Annotated in this window: 17 protein-coding genes and 2 tRNA genes; 5 read left to right on the forward strand and 14 right to left on the reverse strand. The window is 62.4% G+C overall.

Annotation, left to right across the window (positions count from 1 at the left end; genetic code table 11):
* Window positions 1–64: 64 nt before the first annotated feature.
* From P3W75_RS11610 to P3W75_RS11680, 14 genes are all read right to left on the reverse strand, one after another.
* Window positions 65–1,033, reverse strand: a complete 969-nt coding sequence (locus P3W75_RS11610; RefSeq protein WP_033970295.1) for a DUF932 domain-containing protein — start codon at window positions 1,031–1,033, stop codon at window positions 65–67.
* A gap of 113 nt (window positions 1,034–1,146) precedes the next feature.
* On the reverse strand, window positions 1,147–1,470 hold the full coding sequence (locus tag P3W75_RS11615; RefSeq protein ID WP_043157458.1) for a hypothetical protein: 324 nt from the start codon (window positions 1,468–1,470) through the stop codon (window positions 1,147–1,149).
* A 697-nt stretch (window positions 1,471–2,167) separates the two neighbouring features.
* Window positions 2,168–3,307, reverse strand: coding sequence for a helix-turn-helix domain-containing protein (locus P3W75_RS11625; RefSeq protein WP_079392140.1), 1,140 nt, complete (start codon window positions 3,305–3,307; stop codon window positions 2,168–2,170).
* Window positions 3,285–3,899, reverse strand: coding sequence for a hypothetical protein (locus P3W75_RS11630; RefSeq protein WP_147311980.1), 615 nt, complete (start codon window positions 3,897–3,899; stop codon window positions 3,285–3,287). Before P3W75_RS11630 ends, P3W75_RS11625 begins: the two co-directional genes overlap by 23 nt.
* Window positions 3,900–4,140: 241 nt before the next feature.
* Window positions 4,141–5,406, reverse strand: coding sequence for a tyrosine-type recombinase/integrase (locus P3W75_RS11635; protein WP_043157457.1), 1,266 nt, complete (start codon window positions 5,404–5,406; stop codon window positions 4,141–4,143).
* Between the two features lie 189 nt (window positions 5,407–5,595).
* Window positions 5,596–6,696 carry a redox-regulated ATPase YchF gene (gene ychF / locus P3W75_RS11640; RefSeq protein ID WP_276227501.1) on the reverse strand — a complete coding sequence of 367 codons (1,101 nt, stop codon included), beginning with the start codon at window positions 6,694–6,696 and terminating at the stop codon, window positions 5,596–5,598.
* Window positions 6,697–6,721: 25 nt separating this feature from the next.
* Window positions 6,722–7,306, reverse strand: a complete 585-nt coding sequence (gene pth, locus P3W75_RS11645) for an aminoacyl-tRNA hydrolase (protein ID WP_276227502.1) — start codon at window positions 7,304–7,306, stop codon at window positions 6,722–6,724.
* A gap of 41 nt (window positions 7,307–7,347) precedes the next feature.
* Window positions 7,348–7,956 (reverse strand): 50S ribosomal protein L25/general stress protein Ctc, encoded by a 609-nt coding sequence (locus tag P3W75_RS11650; protein ID WP_276227503.1) that lies wholly within the window; start codon window positions 7,954–7,956, stop codon window positions 7,348–7,350.
* Window positions 7,957–8,061: 105 nt separating this feature from the next.
* Complete coding sequence (locus P3W75_RS11655; RefSeq protein ID WP_024128138.1) at window positions 8,062–9,003, reverse strand: ribose-phosphate pyrophosphokinase; 942 nt, start codon at window positions 9,001–9,003, stop codon at window positions 8,062–8,064.
* Window positions 9,004–9,087: 84 nt separating this feature from the next.
* Window positions 9,088–9,162: transfer RNA gene (locus P3W75_RS11660), tRNA-Gln, on the reverse strand.
* Window positions 9,163–9,220: 58 nt separating this feature from the next.
* Window positions 9,221–9,295: transfer RNA gene (locus P3W75_RS11665), tRNA-Gln, on the reverse strand.
* A 32-nt stretch (window positions 9,296–9,327) separates the two neighbouring features.
* Entirely contained in the window at window positions 9,328–10,176 is an 849-nt protein-coding gene (gene ispE / locus P3W75_RS11670) for a 4-(cytidine 5'-diphospho)-2-C-methyl-D-erythritol kinase (protein ID WP_276227504.1), read from the reverse strand.
* Between the two features lies 1 nt (window position 10,177).
* A complete protein-coding gene (gene lolB, locus P3W75_RS11675; RefSeq protein ID WP_276227505.1) occupies window positions 10,178–10,801 on the reverse strand; it encodes a lipoprotein insertase outer membrane protein LolB in 624 nt (207 codons plus the stop codon).
* 8 nt (window positions 10,802–10,809) lie between these two features.
* Window positions 10,810–12,531 carry a tetratricopeptide repeat protein gene (locus P3W75_RS11680; protein ID WP_276227506.1) on the reverse strand — a complete coding sequence of 574 codons (1,722 nt, stop codon included), beginning with the start codon at window positions 12,529–12,531 and terminating at the stop codon, window positions 10,810–10,812.
* A gap of 190 nt (window positions 12,532–12,721) precedes the next feature.
* On the opposite strand from P3W75_RS11680, the gene hemA reads away from it, so the two are divergent.
* Genes hemA through murI form a run of 5 tightly spaced genes read left to right on the forward strand, consistent with a single transcriptional unit; the run spans window position 12,722 to window position 17,442 of the window.
* Window positions 12,722–13,990: a glutamyl-tRNA reductase gene (gene hemA / locus P3W75_RS11685; protein ID WP_276227507.1), complete on the forward strand. Its 1,269-nt coding sequence runs from the start codon at window positions 12,722–12,724 to the stop codon at window positions 13,988–13,990.
* The gene (gene prfA / locus P3W75_RS11690; protein WP_276227508.1) at window positions 13,987–15,069 is read left to right on the forward strand and encodes a peptide chain release factor 1; all 1,083 of its coding nucleotides are present in this window, start codon (window positions 13,987–13,989) and stop codon (window positions 15,067–15,069) included. Before hemA ends, prfA begins: the two co-directional genes overlap by 4 nt.
* Before the next feature lie 6 nt (window positions 15,070–15,075).
* On the forward strand, window positions 15,076–15,906 hold the full coding sequence (prmC, locus tag P3W75_RS11695) for a peptide chain release factor N(5)-glutamine methyltransferase (protein ID WP_276227509.1): 831 nt from the start codon (window positions 15,076–15,078) through the stop codon (window positions 15,904–15,906).
* Complete coding sequence (locus tag P3W75_RS11700) at window positions 15,900–16,655, forward strand: molybdopterin-synthase adenylyltransferase MoeB (protein ID WP_276227510.1); 756 nt, start codon at window positions 15,900–15,902, stop codon at window positions 16,653–16,655. The genes prmC and P3W75_RS11700 overlap by 7 nt, the downstream gene beginning before the upstream one ends.
* Window positions 16,648–17,442, forward strand: coding sequence for a glutamate racemase (murI, locus tag P3W75_RS11705; protein ID WP_276227511.1), 795 nt, complete (start codon window positions 16,648–16,650; stop codon window positions 17,440–17,442). The genes P3W75_RS11700 and murI overlap by 8 nt, the downstream gene beginning before the upstream one ends.
* Window positions 17,443–17,446 lie beyond the last annotated feature (4 nt).

The raw sequence follows: 17,446 nt of genomic DNA on the forward strand, positions 1-17,446 counted from the left end.
GAACCACTGCTGTAGTTGCAGGATCGATTGGGCGAAGAGCAATAACGAGAAGATAAAACTGCAGTCAGGCGACCAGCTTCAAGGCAGCATCCAGTGCACGTTGCTTGATGATGGCGCCTTGGCCGAACCAGGCCGAGTCCATGCGGTACTCAGTGCTACGAGCTCGCCGCTGGTGATCGACGAACTCGGTGACCGCGTTGAGCAGACCCCAGGCGGTACCGTTTGCCGCTTCGAGACTGCTGCCGCGACCTTGCCCCTGGTACAGGCTCTCCACCTTCTGCATGGCACGGATGTTCGGCACGACATTCGCTTTCTGACCGCTGGGCGAACTATCACCCAGCACTGTGGTAATGAAGCTCAGCACTTCTTTGGACTTCACCTTACGCTCGGCCAACATACGCATGCGGTACATGAAGTCGTCCCATTGCGAGACGGCAATGCCGAGTTGCTTCTTCACCAACTGCGGATCGAAGCGGGTGTTGTGCGGCACCTTGATCGCGCGCGTCGCGCCATCGACGGCAATGGTCAGGGTGTTATTGCACACTACTCGCACAGTGGTGGGCGTGGCGGTGGTGGCCAGGGTGCCGTCACAGGACGTAGCCAGGAGCAGGTAACCATTGACCAGGTCGTTACCCTTTAGTGAGGTGTTCTGCCCGGTGCGCGCCAGTGCCCAGAACTTGCGGCCACCTTTGAGCACTCCCGCGGTTTCCAGCTCGTAGCCGGAGACCTGGGTGAGGTCGCGGTAGAACTCCAACACCTCGCGCGGCTGCACCACCTGATAGCGCTGGGAGACCACGGACAGTGGCGCCTTGGTGTCGGAGCGAAAGAGCACCTTTTGCTCGGGGAAGGAGTGGATGCTGCCCAGGTGGCCAACGGCGTCGGCCTTGAAGTGCACCGGGCTTTCCTGGATCTGCCAGTCCATGCCGGCTTCACGTTGCCAGATTTCCAGTGGTTGTTTCGGGGAGAGGCGACTACCCAAGCCATGCCAGGGGGCTGCGCCAACGTAAGCCATTTGTTCGATGAGATGAGCCATGATGAGTGTCCTTTGAGCAATAGCCGGCCTACAGCGCTGCATGGCTGCAGCACCGGCTGAAGGGAAAGCGAGAAGGGGATAGGAGCTAGAGGTGGAGCGGGAGCAACAGGGCCTCAGTCAGCAAGGCTGAACTCGTGGCCGCACTCCAGGCATTGGTAGTTGTTCAGCACACGCTCATCGATCTGTGAGCCAATCGCGGCGCCGGCCATTGCGCCGGTGGCACCGCCGACAAGCCCTCCCAGGATGGCGCCAGTGAGGCCGCCCAGGGCAATGCCCAGAGGGCCACCGATAGCGCCGATGGCAGCGCCGGCTTCGCCGCCGGCGAGAACGCTGGAGACCCCGCTGGCAGCGCCACCAATGGAGCCGATGACCCCTCCGGCTCTTTTGCCGAGGTCCTTTTTTGCGATGCGCACAGAGCTACACACGGGACAGTTCATGGGGGATTTTCCTATATCAGGTCGAATTGACGATGGGAGAAGGCCTACCGTTAGGTCTTCAAGTCAGTGATATAGGTGTGAAAATTTTTTGATTCAGGTCGGTGTAATCGGGTGTTACGTACGCGCCAATCGCATGCTTATCCGTTCGGCTACACCCTTCTCTCAGAGACGAGTACCGTTGATACCGGCGGAAAGATGGACGGGAGGAGGGTCGGGAAAGCCGGTCAGGTCGAGAGGTTGAGGTGATGGCCGCAATTCAGGCAGCGGATGTTGGCTTGCACATGGCTATCTAACTGGTCGCGAGCTGGGCGCCGAGCGCACAATCGCCGACGCCACAAGCTAGGCCGCCGAGAAAGGCGCCGGATAGCGAACCCAGGGTGATACCCAAAGGGCCAGTGCTGGTGCCAGCCGCCGATCCGGTCTGACCGCCGGCAAGGGCTGTGGATGCACCGCGCGCAACGCCACTGACAGTGCCGACCAGGGCGAAGATCTTAATGGCGGGAATCAGAGATGCGATCTTGAGAGAGATACAGCGAGGGCACTGCAATGACATGGCCGGTAGGCCTCCATGGTAGGTATGTCATTACGGTGATGTAGGGCTGAAGTTTTTTTAGAGTTTGAAGCTTGAAGATTTTGCCGGAATTCCGGTCGCATGTATAAAGATGCAGGCCCTATGAGGCTAGGGCCTGGTCTCGGTCTATTTTCTATAGGCGGCGATGTTTGTTATGTTGTCTGGCAAAGAGTCGTTTTTGAAGATTTCTTGAATTATTTTTTCGGATTGGGTTAGTTTTGAAAGAAATTCTTTGCTTATCTTTAATTCGGTAAGTAAGCCGCCGAAGTTTTTTCCGTATGAACTTCCTAGAATGGAAATTCCCGTGGGAAGCAGTTCTGGTGACTCGGTCGCAATTTCATTGTCGTATTCTTCAGATTTTGTCCACCCATTTTTGCTTAGGTGGATGTTCGCGGTTCTGTACTGAGAGGGGGATATTATTTCTGCTTGATTGAGTCTGTAAATTATTGCTCGAATGCTAATTCCCCACTTTAGCTTCAAAGATATTATTGCTTGCCAGTCTATCCTGGTTCTGCTTCTGCTTTTATAGCCTTGAATCAGGGCCTGGTTCGGAAGTAGGAAATGGCTTGCAAAATAGTCCGCCTGGCCTTCTGTTTCTCTATCGCCTGTCTCAACTCCGTCGTGTAGAACTATGTGAGCCGCTTCATGTGCGATATCCATCCTAATTCTAGGTGCTGATTTTTGAGGGTTTATCAGTATAATCGGTCGACCCCGGTGTAGTGATAAAGCATCTACCTTTTCTGATACGTCACCAAAGCTAGATACAACTGCCCCAGCGTTTTCGACTACCCGTACCATATTTGTTATGGGGCCATTGCCGAGTCCCCAGTACTGCCTGCACTCCATTGCGGCTTTTTCAACATCAAAAAAGTTTTTGGCTTCGCGCTGGGGGAAGTTCACTTTAGGAAGCTCAAGATACTTTTCAAGGGCTTCAGTAAGTTTGTAAAGAAGAGTCGCCCAGGCGGTGCACTCTCTTCTGGATGATACTAGAGTGCTTTTCTGTCTTCTGAAGTGACACTCTTCTTCTTTTACAAGATTTCCTAGCGAGAGGGAGAAGAAGTCTTCTTCAACATTTAACTCGAATGCCAAGGCTCTTATAAGGTCCTGAGAAGGTGTCTTGTCTGTGGTTTCGAGTTGGTGAATATATTGCCGCGTCGTGCCAACTTTTTCTCCCAGATCATTCAAAGAAATGCCCGACATAAGTCGGGCAATGCGTAAATTATCTCCGAAGAAAAACTCTCTTTTACTCATCTTTCCGTGGCTCATCGTTCTCTGCTGCTTTCTCGTCCTTCGGTCTTGGAAGCGAGACAGGAGCAGGTTTAAGATCCTTGGGCGCGTTCTCTGTGCCGTTAATGATAGATGGCAGCGCCGGGACTTTGTGCAGAGGAATAGTGCGCGAAGAAATTACTTCTCCCGATTCGCTCATTCCGAAGAATTCAATTCCAGTAGTAAGCCCTTCGATATCAGTTTCGACTGCATAAGCCCAAACTAGTTTCTCGGGAACCATCATGTTGGAAAGCAGAGACAGTTGACGAAGCTCAGGGTAAGCCTGAGCTCGGCTATAGATATTTTTCTTTGGCTTGCTAGCTGTTCCTTTATAGAAACTGATCTCGACGCTCCCTATTTTGAAAATGAATTTCAAAGTAGGGTTAACTATGGTGACCCAGGATTCAGCCTTGGCCAACTCGATAATTTCCGAGCAACACCAAGTGTAAGCGCGGCAGCCCAGGCTCCATCCGGTGTCACGATCATTGGCCGTATCGAGGTTTTCTGAGCGAACCTGAGCAATCAGGAAGCCAATGCGATCAACGGATTCGTCGGTGAGGCACGAATGGATATCTGATGGTTTTTTGAACATGAAGGGGTGCTCACTGCCTGGAAAGTCAGAGTAAGCTTATGGGCTTTTTCGTGGGTTTGTCAACCGTTCTAGAGAAAGTAAACCTGCGGTGGAAATGTAAACTGCTTCACGGGCTGCAACCCAATTATTATCCGAAATAGCCAAGCGTGAATGAGTGGCTTTAATCTGGCCAATTGATCGTGGGGAGGGGCGCTTGGGGGGGCTGTTGTTCCGGCTATGGAGGGGAGGGCCTGGCAATCTCTTAGGCGCTTACGCTTAAAGTCTCTTTCTCAATGTTCTTCCAGGTGTCCAGCATGTCCGCCCACTGCTGCATCATCTTGGTTCGGTCGGCTAGATACTCTGCGTGGTTGTAGGTGCGCCGAACTGCATTCTGTTCGGTATGTGCCAACTGCTTTTCGATCCAGTCTGCTGAAAATCCCAGCTCATTGAGCCTGGTGCTGCCTGTCGTACGTGTGGCGTGAGGGCTGTATTTTCCGCCCCAGCCCAAGACGTTGAGCATCTGGCGGAACGATGCAGACACCATTGGTCGGGTGCGCACATCTCTGTGCGGAAAGACATGAATGTACTTACCGGTGATGCTCCGAAGGGTCTGCAGCATCTCTAATGCCTGCTTGGGGAGCGGAATTGTGTGTTCCTTTCGCTTTTTCATCCGCTCCGCAGGAATGCGCCAGATGGCCTTGTCCAAGTCAAATTCCGACCATTGGGCTTCCACAGCTTCGTTTGGCCTGCACAGCGTCAGCCACATTAGGCGGAAAGCGCAGAGGGTTTCATGGCGCCCGCCGTGGGATTCAACGTCTCGCAAAAGTTGGCCAATTTCCTCTGTCGAGAGTGCTCGCTTGTGCTGTGTTTTGTTTGCGGGCAATGCTTTTCGAACAGGGTGTACGGGGTCGTTGCTGGCGCGGAGAGTGGCGATTGCCAGTTCGAAGACGCCAGACATAGTCCGTTTGGCTTCAGCTGCGACCGACGGACCGTTTTCCTGGGCTACACCCTTCAGAACCTCAAGGATGTGAGCAGGGGTGATTGATTTAATCGGTATTTCACCGATCCTTGGGAAGACGGTCCGCTCCAGCATTTTGAGCCGCTTGGATTTGGTGATTTCCTCCCAGTCCTTCAGTGTCAGCCACTCCTTAGCGACAGCCTCAAAAGTGATTGCTCGCTCGTGGGCTTTCTTGATTCGCTCTTGTTGACGGTGATGGGCTGGATTGATCCCTTGTATGACAAGCGCGCGTGCTTTTACGCGCTCATCGCGTGCTTCAGAAAGCGTGAATCGTCGGCCATTTCGCCGTTCTTGGGCTTGCTCGGGGGATTCTGCTTTCGGACCGATCACGTAGTCGCCAATCGCGAAGACGCTTTCCTTTTTGGCGTCGCCATCGCTCAGCTCGAACCGATAGCGCCAGGCTTTGACGCCGTTGGGCTTCACCTCCAGGTACAAGCCGTTTCCGTCCGTGAGCTTGTATGGCTTTTCCTTGGGTTTCGCGGTTCGGCACTGAGTATCGGTGAGAGGCATGATGGCTTCCTTCGCTCTGTACCCGGTTATCTTTCCGGGTATGGATTCGCTGTACCCGGCAGCGTACCCGGCTAAGGTGTAGATCGCAACGCGCACTCGTAGATTTTGGTAGACATGAAAAACCCCTTGATACTGCGGGTATCAAGGGGTTTCGTGTACATCAGCGTCTACTGAGATCTATATTTCGATTTAGACGTTGAAGCGGAAGTGCATCACGTCGCCGTCCTTGACGATGTAGTCCTTGCCTTCCAGGCGCCATTTGCCGGCTTCCTTGGCACCCTGTTCGCCCTTGAACTGGATGAAGTCGTCGTAGGCCACGACTTCGGCGCGGATGAAGCCTTTCTCGAAGTCGGTGTGGATCACCGCCGCGGACTGCGGGGCGGTGGCGCCGATGCGCACGGTCCAGGCGCGGACTTCCTTCACCCCGGCGGTGAAGTAGGTTTGCAGGTTGAGCAGTTCGTAGCCTGCGCGGATCACGCGGTTCAGGCCCGGCTCTTCCATGCCCATGGACTCGAGGAACATCTGCTTCTCCTCGTCGTCGTCCAGTTCGGCGATTTCCGCTTCGATCTTGTTGCACACCGGCACCACGACCGCGCCTTCTTCTTTGGCGATGGCGCGCACGGCGTCCAGGTGCGGGTTGTTCTCGAAGCCTTCCTCGGCGACGTTGGCGATGTACATCACCGGCTTGCTGGTCAGCAGGTGGAAGCCGCGCACCAGGCGCTTCTCTTCGTCACCCATGTCCTTGACCAGGCTGCGCGCGGGCTTGCCGGCGGTGAAGTGGGCGATGAGTTTTTCCAGCAGGGCTTTCTGCGCCACCGCTTCCTTGTCGCCGCCCTTGGCGTTGCGCGCGACCTTCTGCAGTTGCTTCTCGCAGCTGTCGAGGTCGGCGAAGATCAGTTCGAGGTCGATGATCTCGATGTCGCGCTTGGGGTCGACGCTGTTGCTGACGTGGATGACGTTGTCGTCCTCGAAGCAGCGCACCACGTGGGCGATGGCGTCGGTCTCGCGGATGTTGGCGAGGAACTTGTTGCCCAGGCCTTCACCCTTGGAGGCGCCCGCCACCAGGCCGGCGATGTCGACGAACTCCATGGTGGTGGGGATCACCCGCTCGGGCTTGACGATCGCCGCCAGGGCGTCGAGGCGCGCGTCGGGCATCGGCACGATGCCGCTGTTCGGCTCGATGGTGCAGAAGGGGAAGTTCTCGGCCGCGATACCCGATTTGGTCAGGGCGTTGAACAGGGTGGATTTGCCGACGTTGGGCAAGCCGACGATGCCGCAGTTGAAGCCCATGGTGGTGTACCTCTGGCGAGACGGGTCAGGCCTTCGGGCTGTGCAGCTTCTGCATCGCGCGCGTCCAGTCGCCTGCGAGCATTTCCGGCAGCACGCCGAGGGCGGAATCGATGCTGGTGTCGAGCAGGTCCTGTTCGCTGCGCGGAGCGCGGCCGAGGACGAAGCCGGAGACCAGGCTGCTGTGCCCCGGATGGCCGATGCCAAGCCGCAGGCGATGGAAGCCGTTCTGGTTGCCGAGCTGGGCGATGATGTCGCGCAGTCCGTTGTGCCCGCCATGGCCGCCGCCCTTCTTGAGCTTGGCGACGCCGGGTGGCATGTCGAGTTCGTCGTGGGCCACCAGGATGGCATCGACCGGGATGCGGAAGAACCCGGCGAGCGCCGCCACGGCCTGGCCGCTGCGGTTCATGTAGGTGGTGGGGATCAGCAGACGAACGTCGCGGCCCTGGTGGCTGAACTTGCCGACCAGGCCGAAGTACTTCTTGTCGAGGCTCAGGCTGACGCGTTCGCGGTCGGCCAGGCGCTCAACGAAAAGGGCCCCCGCGTTATGCCGGGTCTGTTCGTATTCCGGGCCTGGGTTGCCCAGGCCAACGATCAGTTGCACGGCGGTCACGACGGGGGCCCTTTCCTTAGACGCTAGGGGCTGGCGAGTGATTACTCGGCAGCGCCTTCGCCTTCTTCCTTGACTACGCGGGAAGCGTGGATGTTGGCCACGGCCAGGTCATTGCCATGAGCCAGCTGAACCAGTTCCACGCCTTTCGGCAGTTTGAGGTCGGACAGGTGAACGATCTGACCGACTTCGACTTTCGCCAGGTCGACTTCGATGAATTCCGGCAGGTCTTTCGGCAGGCAGGAAACTTCGACTTCGGAGATGACGTGGGAAACTTCACCGCCACCTTGCTTGACGCCAACTGCGGTTTCCTCGTTGAGGAAGTGCAGCGGAACGTGAGCGGTCAGCTTGTGGTCGGCGACTACGCGCAGGAAGTCGGCGTGCATGACGAAGCCTTTGGCCGGGTGGCGCTGCAGGGCTTTGATCAGCACGGTTTCCTTGGCGCCGTCGACGCTCAGGGCGATGACGTGGCTGAAGGCAGCCTCGTTTTCCAGCAGTTTGGCGATTTCGCGCAGTTCCAGGGTCACGGAAACCGGGGCTTTGTCGCCACCGTAGATGACCGCGGGAATCAGGCCGGCGTTACGACGCAGGCGGCGGCTCGCACCTTTCCCCAGGTCGGAACGCGCTTGAGCATTCAGATTAAAGTCAACCATTACACAATCTCCAGAATGACAAGATCGCCCGAACGCTTGCGACCAGCGTTCGGGCGAATCTTCAATTGCCCCGCCGTGGCGGGGCGCGTTCGTCAGGCCTGTTCCTTAGCGGAACATGGCGCTGATCGATTCTTCGTTGCTGATCCGGCGCATGGCTTCTGCGACAACCGGAGCGATGTCCAGTTGGCGGATGCGGCCACAGGCCTGGGCAGCGGCGGACAGCGGGATGGTGTTGGTCACCACCAGCTCGTCCAGTACGGAACCTTCGATGTTCTCGATGGCACGGCCCGACAGCACCGGGTGGGTGCAGTAGGCGATGACCTTGGCGGCGCCGTGCTCTTTCAGAGCCTTGGCGGCGTGGCCGAGGGTGCCAGCGGTATCGACCATGTCGTCGACCAGTACGCAGGTACGGCCTTCGACATCACCGATGATGTGCATGACTTCGGACTGGTTGGCCTTCGGACGACGTTTGTCGATGATGGCCAGGTCGACGCCCAGGGACTTGGCGACGGCGCGAGCGCGCACCACGCCACCGATGTCCGGGGAGACGATCATCAGGTTCTCGAAGCGTTGGTCTTCGATGTCGTCGACCAGCACGGGCGAGCCGTAGATGTTGTCGACGGGGATATCGAAGAAGCCCTGGATCTGGTCGGCGTGCAGGTCAACGGTGAGAACACGGTTGACGCCTACGACGGTCAGCATGTCGGCGACGACTTTCGCGCTGATGGCCACGCGGGCGGAGCGCGGGCGGCGATCCTGGCGGGCATAACCGAAGTAGGGAATGACTGCCGTGATACGAGTAGCCGAGGAACGGCGGAAGGCGTCAGCCATCACCACCAGTTCCATCAGGTTGTCGTTGGTCGGCGCACAGGTCGGCTGGATCAGGAAGACGTCCTTACCACGGACGTTCTCGTTGATCTCGACGCTGATTTCGCCATCGGAAAACTTGCCGACGGAAACATCACCGAGGGGAATGTGCAGTTGGCGCACGACTCGGCGTGCCAGGTCGGGGTTGGCGTTCCCCGTGAAGACCATCATCTTGGACACGCGCAGTACCTGCCGGCTGAGGGTGGGCCTGATGAACCAAAAAGCTGTTCAAAGGCCGTAGCTTCTGAACAGCTTTTTTGTGTATGGCAGGGGCGGCTGGATTCGAACCAACGCATGGCAGGATCAAAACCTGCTGCCTTACCGCTTGGCGACGCCCCTATGAATTTTGCAGTGCAGCGCTTCCGTTCGCGTCGTACGTGAACCCCCGTGGGGTTAATGGCAGGGGCGGCTGGATTCGAACCAACGCATGGCAGGATCAAAACCTGCTGCCTTACCGCTTGGCGACGCCCCTGTATCGTACAACCGAATGCTCTGCATTCCTTCTCAGGTCAACTCTTGAAGCTTGCGATGCAACAGGGAGATGTTGCGACCCTGTGCGACGAAGCTTGGCAGAGTGGCCGGAAGTTGGCGGCGAACTTTATCAGCATCGCCTTTGTTTGGGAAGCTCCCAAACACACAAGCTCCGGTTCCGGTCAGTCTTGCCGATGTGAAATTGTTCAACAACATCAGCGCGTTACGTACAGCTGGGTAACGTTTCTCGACGACCGTCCGACAGTCGTTTCGACCGTCCGCCCCAAGAAGGCTGCGAACTTTAATGGGCGGAGTATCCCGTGTCAACTCGGGATCGGAGAAAACTTCTGCTGTGCTGACAAAGACTTGCGGCACGGCAACGAGGAACCAGGGTTCTTCCAGTTCGACCGGCGTGAGCTGCTCGCCCACCCCTTCGGCGAAGGCCGCGTGGCCGCGTACGAACACCGGTACGTCGGCGCCCAGGCGCAGGCCCAGGGCGGCCAGGCGGTCTTCGTCCCAGCCCAGGTCCCACAGGTGGTTGAGGCCGAGCAGGGTGGTCGCGGCGTCGGAGCTGCCGCCACCGATGCCGCCGCCCATGGGCAGGCGCTTGTCCAGCCAGATGTCGGCGCCGAGCCGGCAGCCGGATTGCTCCTGCAACTGGCGCGCGGCGCGGACGATCAGGTTGCTGTCGTGGGGAACGCCGGGAATCTCGGTGTTCAGGCGGATCTGCCCGTCGTCGCGGAGGGCGAAGTGCAGTTCGTCGGCGTGGTCGAGGAACTGGAACAACGTCTGCAGTTCGTGATAGCCGTCGGTGCGGCGGCCGAGGATGTGCAGGAACAGGTTGAGCTTGGCCGGGGCCGGCAGGGTCAGGCGTTCGCGCATATTAGCGGGCCTGGCCGAGCTGGCGCGGCTGCCAGCTCTTGATCACCACGGTGACGTCGAGATCCTGGCCGTGCAGCTTCAGGCGCTCGGGCAGCCAGTAACCGTTCTGCTGCGCGTAGCTGCTGTATTCCACGTCCCAGCCGTCCTGTTCCAGGCGGGCCAGGTGGCTGTCGCTGTCGAGGGTCAGGCGGCTCTTGCTGTCCGGCGCCGGCAGCCCGCGCACCCACCAGAGCAGGTGGGAGATCGGCAGGCGCCAGCCGAGTTGCTGTTCCAGCAGGGCTTCGGGGGATTCGGCCTGGTAGCGGCCTTGCCCGGCGACCTCCAGGGTCACCGCGCCCTCGCGCCCGGTCAGGCGCGCGGCGCCGCGGCCCAGCGGGCCGGACAGGCGGATGTCGTAGTAGTCCTGGCGTTGCAGCCAGAACAGGGTGCCGCTGCCGGAGTCCTTGGGGGCGCGGATGCCGACCTTGCCGTCGATCTGCCAGCCGTCGAGGGCGGTGACCTGTGCCTTGTGGGCTTTCCAGCTGTCGGGGTTGCCTTGGCCCTGCAGGGCCTCGTGGGAGGTGAGGCCGGCGCAGCCCGCGAGAAGCAGCAGGGCGGCGCCGCCGAGAAGGTGAATCAGGCGCATGGGGAATCTCAGGGGGTCTTGGACCCGGTCAGGCGCAGCAGGGTGTCGCGCAGCACCGGGCTATCGGGCTGGTTCTGCAGGGCGTTGGCCCAGACTTCGCGGGCCTCGCGCTGCTTGCCGCGAGCCCAGAGCACTTCGCCCAGGTGCGCGGCCACTTCGTGGTCGGGGAATTTTTCCAGGGCCTGGCGCAGGTAGGTTTCGGCCTGTTCCAGGTTGCCCAGGCGGTAGTTGACCCAGCCCAGGCTGTCGAGGATGGCCGGGTCGTCGGGATTGAGCTGGTGGGCCTTCTGGATCAGTTGCAAGGCTTCGTCGTAGCGCGTGGTGCGGTCGGCCAGGGTGTAGCCCAGGGCGTTGAGGGCCATGGCGTTGTCCGGCTCGCGCTGGATGATCTGGCGCAGGTCCTGCTCCATCTGCACCAGGTCGTTGCGCTTCTCCGCCAGCATCGAGCGGGTATAGAGCAGGTTGAGGTCGTCGGGGAACTGCTTGGTGCCCTGCTGGATCACCTGCCAGGCGCGTTCGACCTGGTTGCGGTTGGACAGCCCCTCGGCCTCGATCAGGTACAGCTGGATGGCGTAGTCCGGCTGGCGCTCGCGGGCTTCGGCGAGGCGCCGCGAGGCTTCCGCCTGGCGCCCGGAGTCCATGAGGATCTCGCTCTGGCGCAGTTGCGCCGGCAGGAAGTCGTTGCCGGGGCCGACCTGGGCGTATTCCTTGAGGGCGGTTTCCGGGTCTTTCTGTTCCTCGGCGAGGCGGCCGAGGTTGAAGTGCGCCGCGTCGGTATGGCTGTCGCGGTCGACCAGTTCCTGCAGGTAGATCTTGGCCTCGCTCCAGGCCTGGGCTTCCAGGCAGACCAGGGCCAGGGAGAAGCGCAGGTCGTCGTCGTCGGGGAATTGCTGGACCAGCCCGGAGAACTCGGCCTTGGCGTCGTCCAGGCGGTTCTGCTCCACCAGCAGGCGGGCGTAGGCCAGGCGCACGCGCTTGTCGTCCGGGTGCTCCTTCATGCCGTCCTTGAGCAGCGGCAGGGCCTCGTTGCTGCGCTTCATGTTCTGCAGCAGGCGCGCGCGCAGCAGCAGCGGGGCGACCTCGTGGCGGCTCGCGGGTTTGCTTTCCAGCAGGCTCAGGGCTTCCTGCGGGCGGCCGTCCTGTTGCAGCAGCAGGGCCTTGCCGAACAGCAGCTGGCCGTTGTCCGGGTACTTCTTCAGCAGGCGGTCGAAGCTCTGCAGCAGGCCGGCGCGGGTGTCCGGGTCGGTTTCCGCGGCGGACAGCGCGAGGAAGTCGAAATGGGTATCGCCCTGGCCGTTGAGGACCTTCTCCATATACACCATGGATTCGTCGTACTGGCCGGTGCGCGCCAGTTGCAGGGCGGCGGCGCGCTGCGCGTCGAGGTCGTCGGGGGCGGCCTTGGCCCAGATCAGCGAGGTGTCCAGGGCTTCCTGGTCGGCGCCGAGGTATTCGGCGATGCGGAACGCGCGTTCGGCCACGCCCGGGTCGCGGGTCTGCTTGGCCTGGTCGACGTAGTTGGCCAGGGCGATGTCGAAGCGATTGCGCTGGCCGGCGATCTCCGCCACCAGCAGGGAGTACAGGGTGTCCTCGCTGAAGGAGCCGTACTTGCGGTCCTTCTCCGCGCTGGCTGCGCTCTCCTTTGCCGGCTTCGGCGCTGGAGCCTTGTGCAGCATGGATTGGCAGCCGCCGAGCAGCAGCAGGGCGGTCAGCAGCGCTAGGGATTTGTTCATAGACGAAAGAGAGGGACCTGAACGGCGTGGTGGACCCCATCATGACATAAGCGAATCGGCAAGCCCATGGGGTGGGGGCAGGCAAAACCCAGCATAGACGCCTGGAGCGGCGGCATGCATTGCGGTGGTTGTCCTCCATCGGTCGACGTAGGACAATTGCGGGCTTCCCGAATTACCTCAGCGATCCTGCATGGCCTTCATTGCTCTGGGCATCAACCACAAGACAGCCTCCGTGGCGGTCCGCGAGCGCGTGGCGTTCACCCCCGGGCAGATGGTCGAGGCCCTGCAGCTGCTTTGCCGGCTGACCGCCAGCCGCGAGGCGGCGATCCTCTCCACCTGCAACCGCAGCGAGCTGTACCTGGAGATCGAGAACCCGGCATCCGACGACGTGCTGGCCTGGCTCGCCGACTACCATCGCCTGAGCCTGGACGAGCTGCGCACCTGCGCCTACGTGCACCAGGACGAGGACGCCGTACGCCACATGATGCGCGTGGCCGCCGGGCTGGACTCCATGGTCCTGGGCGAGCCGCAGATCCTCGGCCAGATGAAGTCGGCCTACGCCGTGGCCCGCGAGGCCGGCACCATCGGGCCGATGCTCGGGCGCCTGTTCCAGGCTACCTTCAGCACCGCCAAGACCGTGCGCACCGACACCGCCATCGGCGAGAACCCGGTGTCCGTGGCCTTCGCCGCGGTGAGCCTGGCGCGGCAGATCTTCAGCGACCTGCACCGCAGCCAGGCGCTGCTGATCGGCGCCGGCGAGACCATCACCCTGGTCGCCCGCCACCTGCACGAGCAGGGCGTGAAGCGCATCGTGGTGGCCAACCGCACCCTGGAGCGCGCCAGCGTGCTGGCCCAGGAGCTCGGCGCCGAGGCGATCCTGCTGGCGGACATGCCCGAGCACCTGGCGCACAGCGACATCGTCATCAGTTCCACCGCCAGCCAGCTGCCGATCCTCGGCAAGGGCGCGGTGGAGCGTGCGCTGAAGCAGCGCCGGCACAAGCCGATGTTCATGGTCGACATCGCCGTGCCGCGCGACATCGAGCCGGAAGTCGGCGAGCTGGACGATGTCTACCTCTATAGTGTCGACGACCTCCACGAGGTGGTCGCCGAGAACCTCAAGAGCCGCCAGGGCGCCGCCCAGGCCGCCGAGGAGCTGGTCGGCGACGGCGTTCTGGAGTTCATGCAGCGCCTGCGCGAGCTGGCCGCGGTCGACGTGCTGCGCGCCTACCGCCAGCAGGCCGAGCGCCTGCGCGACGACGAGCTGCAGAAAGCCCAGCGCCTGCTGGCCAACGGCGGCGACCCGACCGACATCCTCGCCCAGCTGGCCCGTGGCCTGACCAACAAGCTGCTGCACGCGCCCAGCGTGCAGATGAAGAAACTCTCCGCCGAGGGCCGCATCGACGCGCTGGCCCTGGCCCAGGAACTGTTCGCCCTCGACGAGGGCACCGAGAAGCGATGAAAGCCTCCCTGCTGACCAAGCTCGACACCCTCAGTGACCGCTACGAGGAGCTCACCGCTCTGCTCGGCGACGCCGAGGTGATCAGCGACCAGACCAAGTTCCGCGCCTACTCCCGCGAGTTCGCCGAAGTCGAGCCGGTGTTCCTGGCGTTCCGCGAATTCCGCAAGACCCAGGCCGACCTCGAGGGCGCCCAGGCGCTGCTCAAGGACAGCGACCCGGACCTGCGCGAGATGGCCGAGGAAGAGGTCGCCGACGCCAAGGCGCGCCTGGTCGGCCTGGAAGACGGCCTGCAACGCATGCTGCTGCCCAAGGACCCCAACGACCACCGCAACGTGTTCCTGGAAATCCGCGCCGGCACCGGCGGCGACGAGGCGGCGATCTTCTCCGGCGACCTGTTCCGCATGTACTCGCGCTACGCCGAACGCCAGGGCTGGCGGCTCGAGATCCTCTCGGAGAACGAGGGCGAGCACGGCGGCTACAAGGAAGTGATCGCCCGCGTCGAGGGTGACAATGTCTACGCCAAGCTCAAGTTCGAGTCCGGCGCGCACCGCGTGCAGCGGGTGCCGGCCACCGAATCCCAGGGCCGCATCCACACCTCCGCGTGCACCGTGGCGGTGCTGCCGGAGCCCGACGAGCAGGCCGCCATCGAGATCAACCCGGCCGACCTGCGGGTGGATACCTACCGTTCCTCCGGCGCCGGCGGCCAGCACGTGAACAAGACCGACTCGGCCGTGCGCATCACCCACATCCCGTCGGGCATCGTGGTCGAGTGCCAGGAAGAGCGTTCGCAGCACAAGAACCGCGCCAAGGCCATGGCCTGGCTCGCCGCCAAGCTCAACGACCAGCAGCAGGCCGCGGCGCAGCAGGCCATCGCCAGCACCCGCAAGCTGCTGGTGGGCTCGGGCGACCGCTCCGAGCGCATCCGCACCTACAATTTCCCCCAGGGGCGGGTCACCGACCACCGCATCAACCTCACCCTGTATTCCCTGGGCGAAGTGATGCAGGGCGAAGTCGAGCAGGTGATCGAGCCGCTGCTCCAGGAATACCAGGCCGACCAGCTGGCCGCCCTGGGGGATTGAGGCGCCATGGCTACCATCATGACCCTGCTCGCCGAAGCCGAGCTGCCGGATTCACCCAGCGCGCGCCTGGACGCCGAGCTGTTGCTCGCCGCCGCCCTGGGCAAACCGCGCAGCTTCCTGCGCACCTGGCCGGAACGGCTCGTCGACCGTGACGCCCACGAGCGCTTCAGCGCCTGGCTGGAGCGTCGCCGCGCCGGCGAGCCGATCGCCTACATCCTCGGTCGCCAGGGCTTCTGGAGCCTGGACCTGGAAGTGGCGCCGCACACCCTGATCCCGCGTCCGGACACCGAGCTGCTGGTGGAAACCGCCCTGCAACTGGTTCCTGCCCGCCCGGCACGGGTGCTCGACCTGGGCACCGGCACCGGCGCCATCGCGCTGGCCCTGGCCTGCGAACGCCTGAGCTGGCAGGTCACCGGCGTCGACCGGATTCCCGAGGCGGTGGCCCTCGCCGAGCGCAATCGCGAGCGCCTGCGTCTGGGCAACGTCGGCTTTCGCCAGAGCCACTGGTTCTCCGCGCTGGGCGGCGAGCGCTTCGCCCTGATCGTCAGCAACCCGCCGTACATCCCGGGCAGCGATCCGCACCTGCAGCAAGGCGACGTGCGCTTCGAGCCGAAGAGCGCGCTGGTCGCCGGCGCCGATGGCCTCGACGACATCCGCCTGATCATCGACCAGGCCCCCCGTCACCTCGAAGCCGGCGGCTGGCTGCTGCTGGAGCATGGCTACGATCAGGCCGCGGCGGTACGCGACCTGCTCGGCGCGGGCGGCTTCGTCGACGTGGAAAGCCGCCGCGACCTCGGCGGCCACGAACGCATCAGCCTGGGGCGCCTGCCATGCTGAACGACGACGAACTGCTGCGTTACAGCCGGCAGATACTCCTGCCGCAGATCGACATCGACGGCCAGCTGCGCCTGAAGGAATCCCGCGTGCTGATCGTCGGCCTCGGCGGCCTGGGCTCGCCGGTGGCGCTGTACCTGGCCGCGGCCGGCGTCGGCGAGCTGCACCTGGCCGACTTCGACAGCGTCGACCTGACCAACCTGCAACGCCAGGTGCTGCACGACAGCACCCAGGTCGGGCGCGGCAAGGTCGATTCGGCCATGACCCGCCTTGCCGCGATCAACCCGCAGGTGAAGCTGGTGCCGCATCGTCGGGCGCTGGACGAGGATTCCTTGGCGGCGGTGCTGGCACAGGTCGACCTGGTGCTGGACTGCTGCGACAACTTCGCCACCCGCGAGGCGGTCAACGCCGCCTGCGTCGCCGCCGGCAAGCCGCTGGTGAGTGGCGCGGCGATCCGCCTGGAGGGCCAGCTCTCGGTGTTCGATCCGCGTCGCGACGACAGCCCTTGCTACCACTGCCTGTACGGCCATGGCAGCGAAGCCGAGCTGACCTGCAGCGAAGCCGGTGTGGCCGGCCCGCTGGTGGGCCTGGTCGGCAGCCTGCAGGCGCTGGAAGCGCTGAAGCTGCTGGCCGGTTTCGGCGAGCCGCTGGTGGGCCGCCTGCTGCTGGTGGACGCCCTCGGCACGCGCTTCCGCGAACTGCGCGTCAAGCGCGACCCGCAGTGCCCCGTATGTGGCGTGCGGCATGGCTGACCGGCGGCCGATCGGGGTTTTCGACTCCGGCGTCGGCGGCCTCTCGGTGCTGCGCGAGATACGCGCGCGCCTGCCCAACGAATCGCTGATCTACCTGGCCGACTGCGGCCACGTTCCCTACGGCGAGAAATCCCCGGAATACATCCGCGAGCGCTGCCGGCGTATCGCCGCGTTCCTCATCGGCCAGGGTTGCAAGGCGCTGGTCCTGGCCTGCAATACCGCCACCGCGGCGGCGGCGTCCGACCTGCGGGAGCTTTATCCGCAGCTGCCGATCCTGGCCATGGAGCCGGCGGTGAAGCCGGCCGCGGCGGCCACCCGTAGCGGCGTGGTCGGCGTGCTGGCCACCACCGGGACGCTGAAGAGCGCGCGCTTCGCCGCGTTGCTCGACCGCTTCGCCAGTGACGTGCGAGTGGTCACCCAGCCCTGCCCGGGGCTGGTCGAGCGCATCGAAGCCGGCGACCTGGACGGGCCGCAGACTCGCGCGCTGCTGCAGGGCTTCGTCGCGCCGTTGCTGGCCGAGGGCTGCGACACCCTGATCCTCGGCTGTACCCACTATCCCTTCCTGCGCCCCCTGCTGGCGCAGATGCTGCCGCCGGACGTGGCGCTGATCGACACCGGCGCGGCAGTGGCCCGTCACCTGGAAGCTTCGCTGGCCAGTCGGGGATTGCTCGGCGGTGGGCCGGCAAATAAAACGCACTTCCACTCCAGCGGCGCGGTCGAGATGTTCGAACGGGTGCTGCCGATCCTATGGGGCTCTGACGAGTCGGTCAGCTTCTTTGCCGATTGAGCAA

Source organism: Pseudomonas citronellolis, assembly GCF_029335315.1.
Classification (GTDB): domain Bacteria; phylum Pseudomonadota; class Gammaproteobacteria; order Pseudomonadales; family Pseudomonadaceae; genus Pseudomonas; species Pseudomonas citronellolis_A.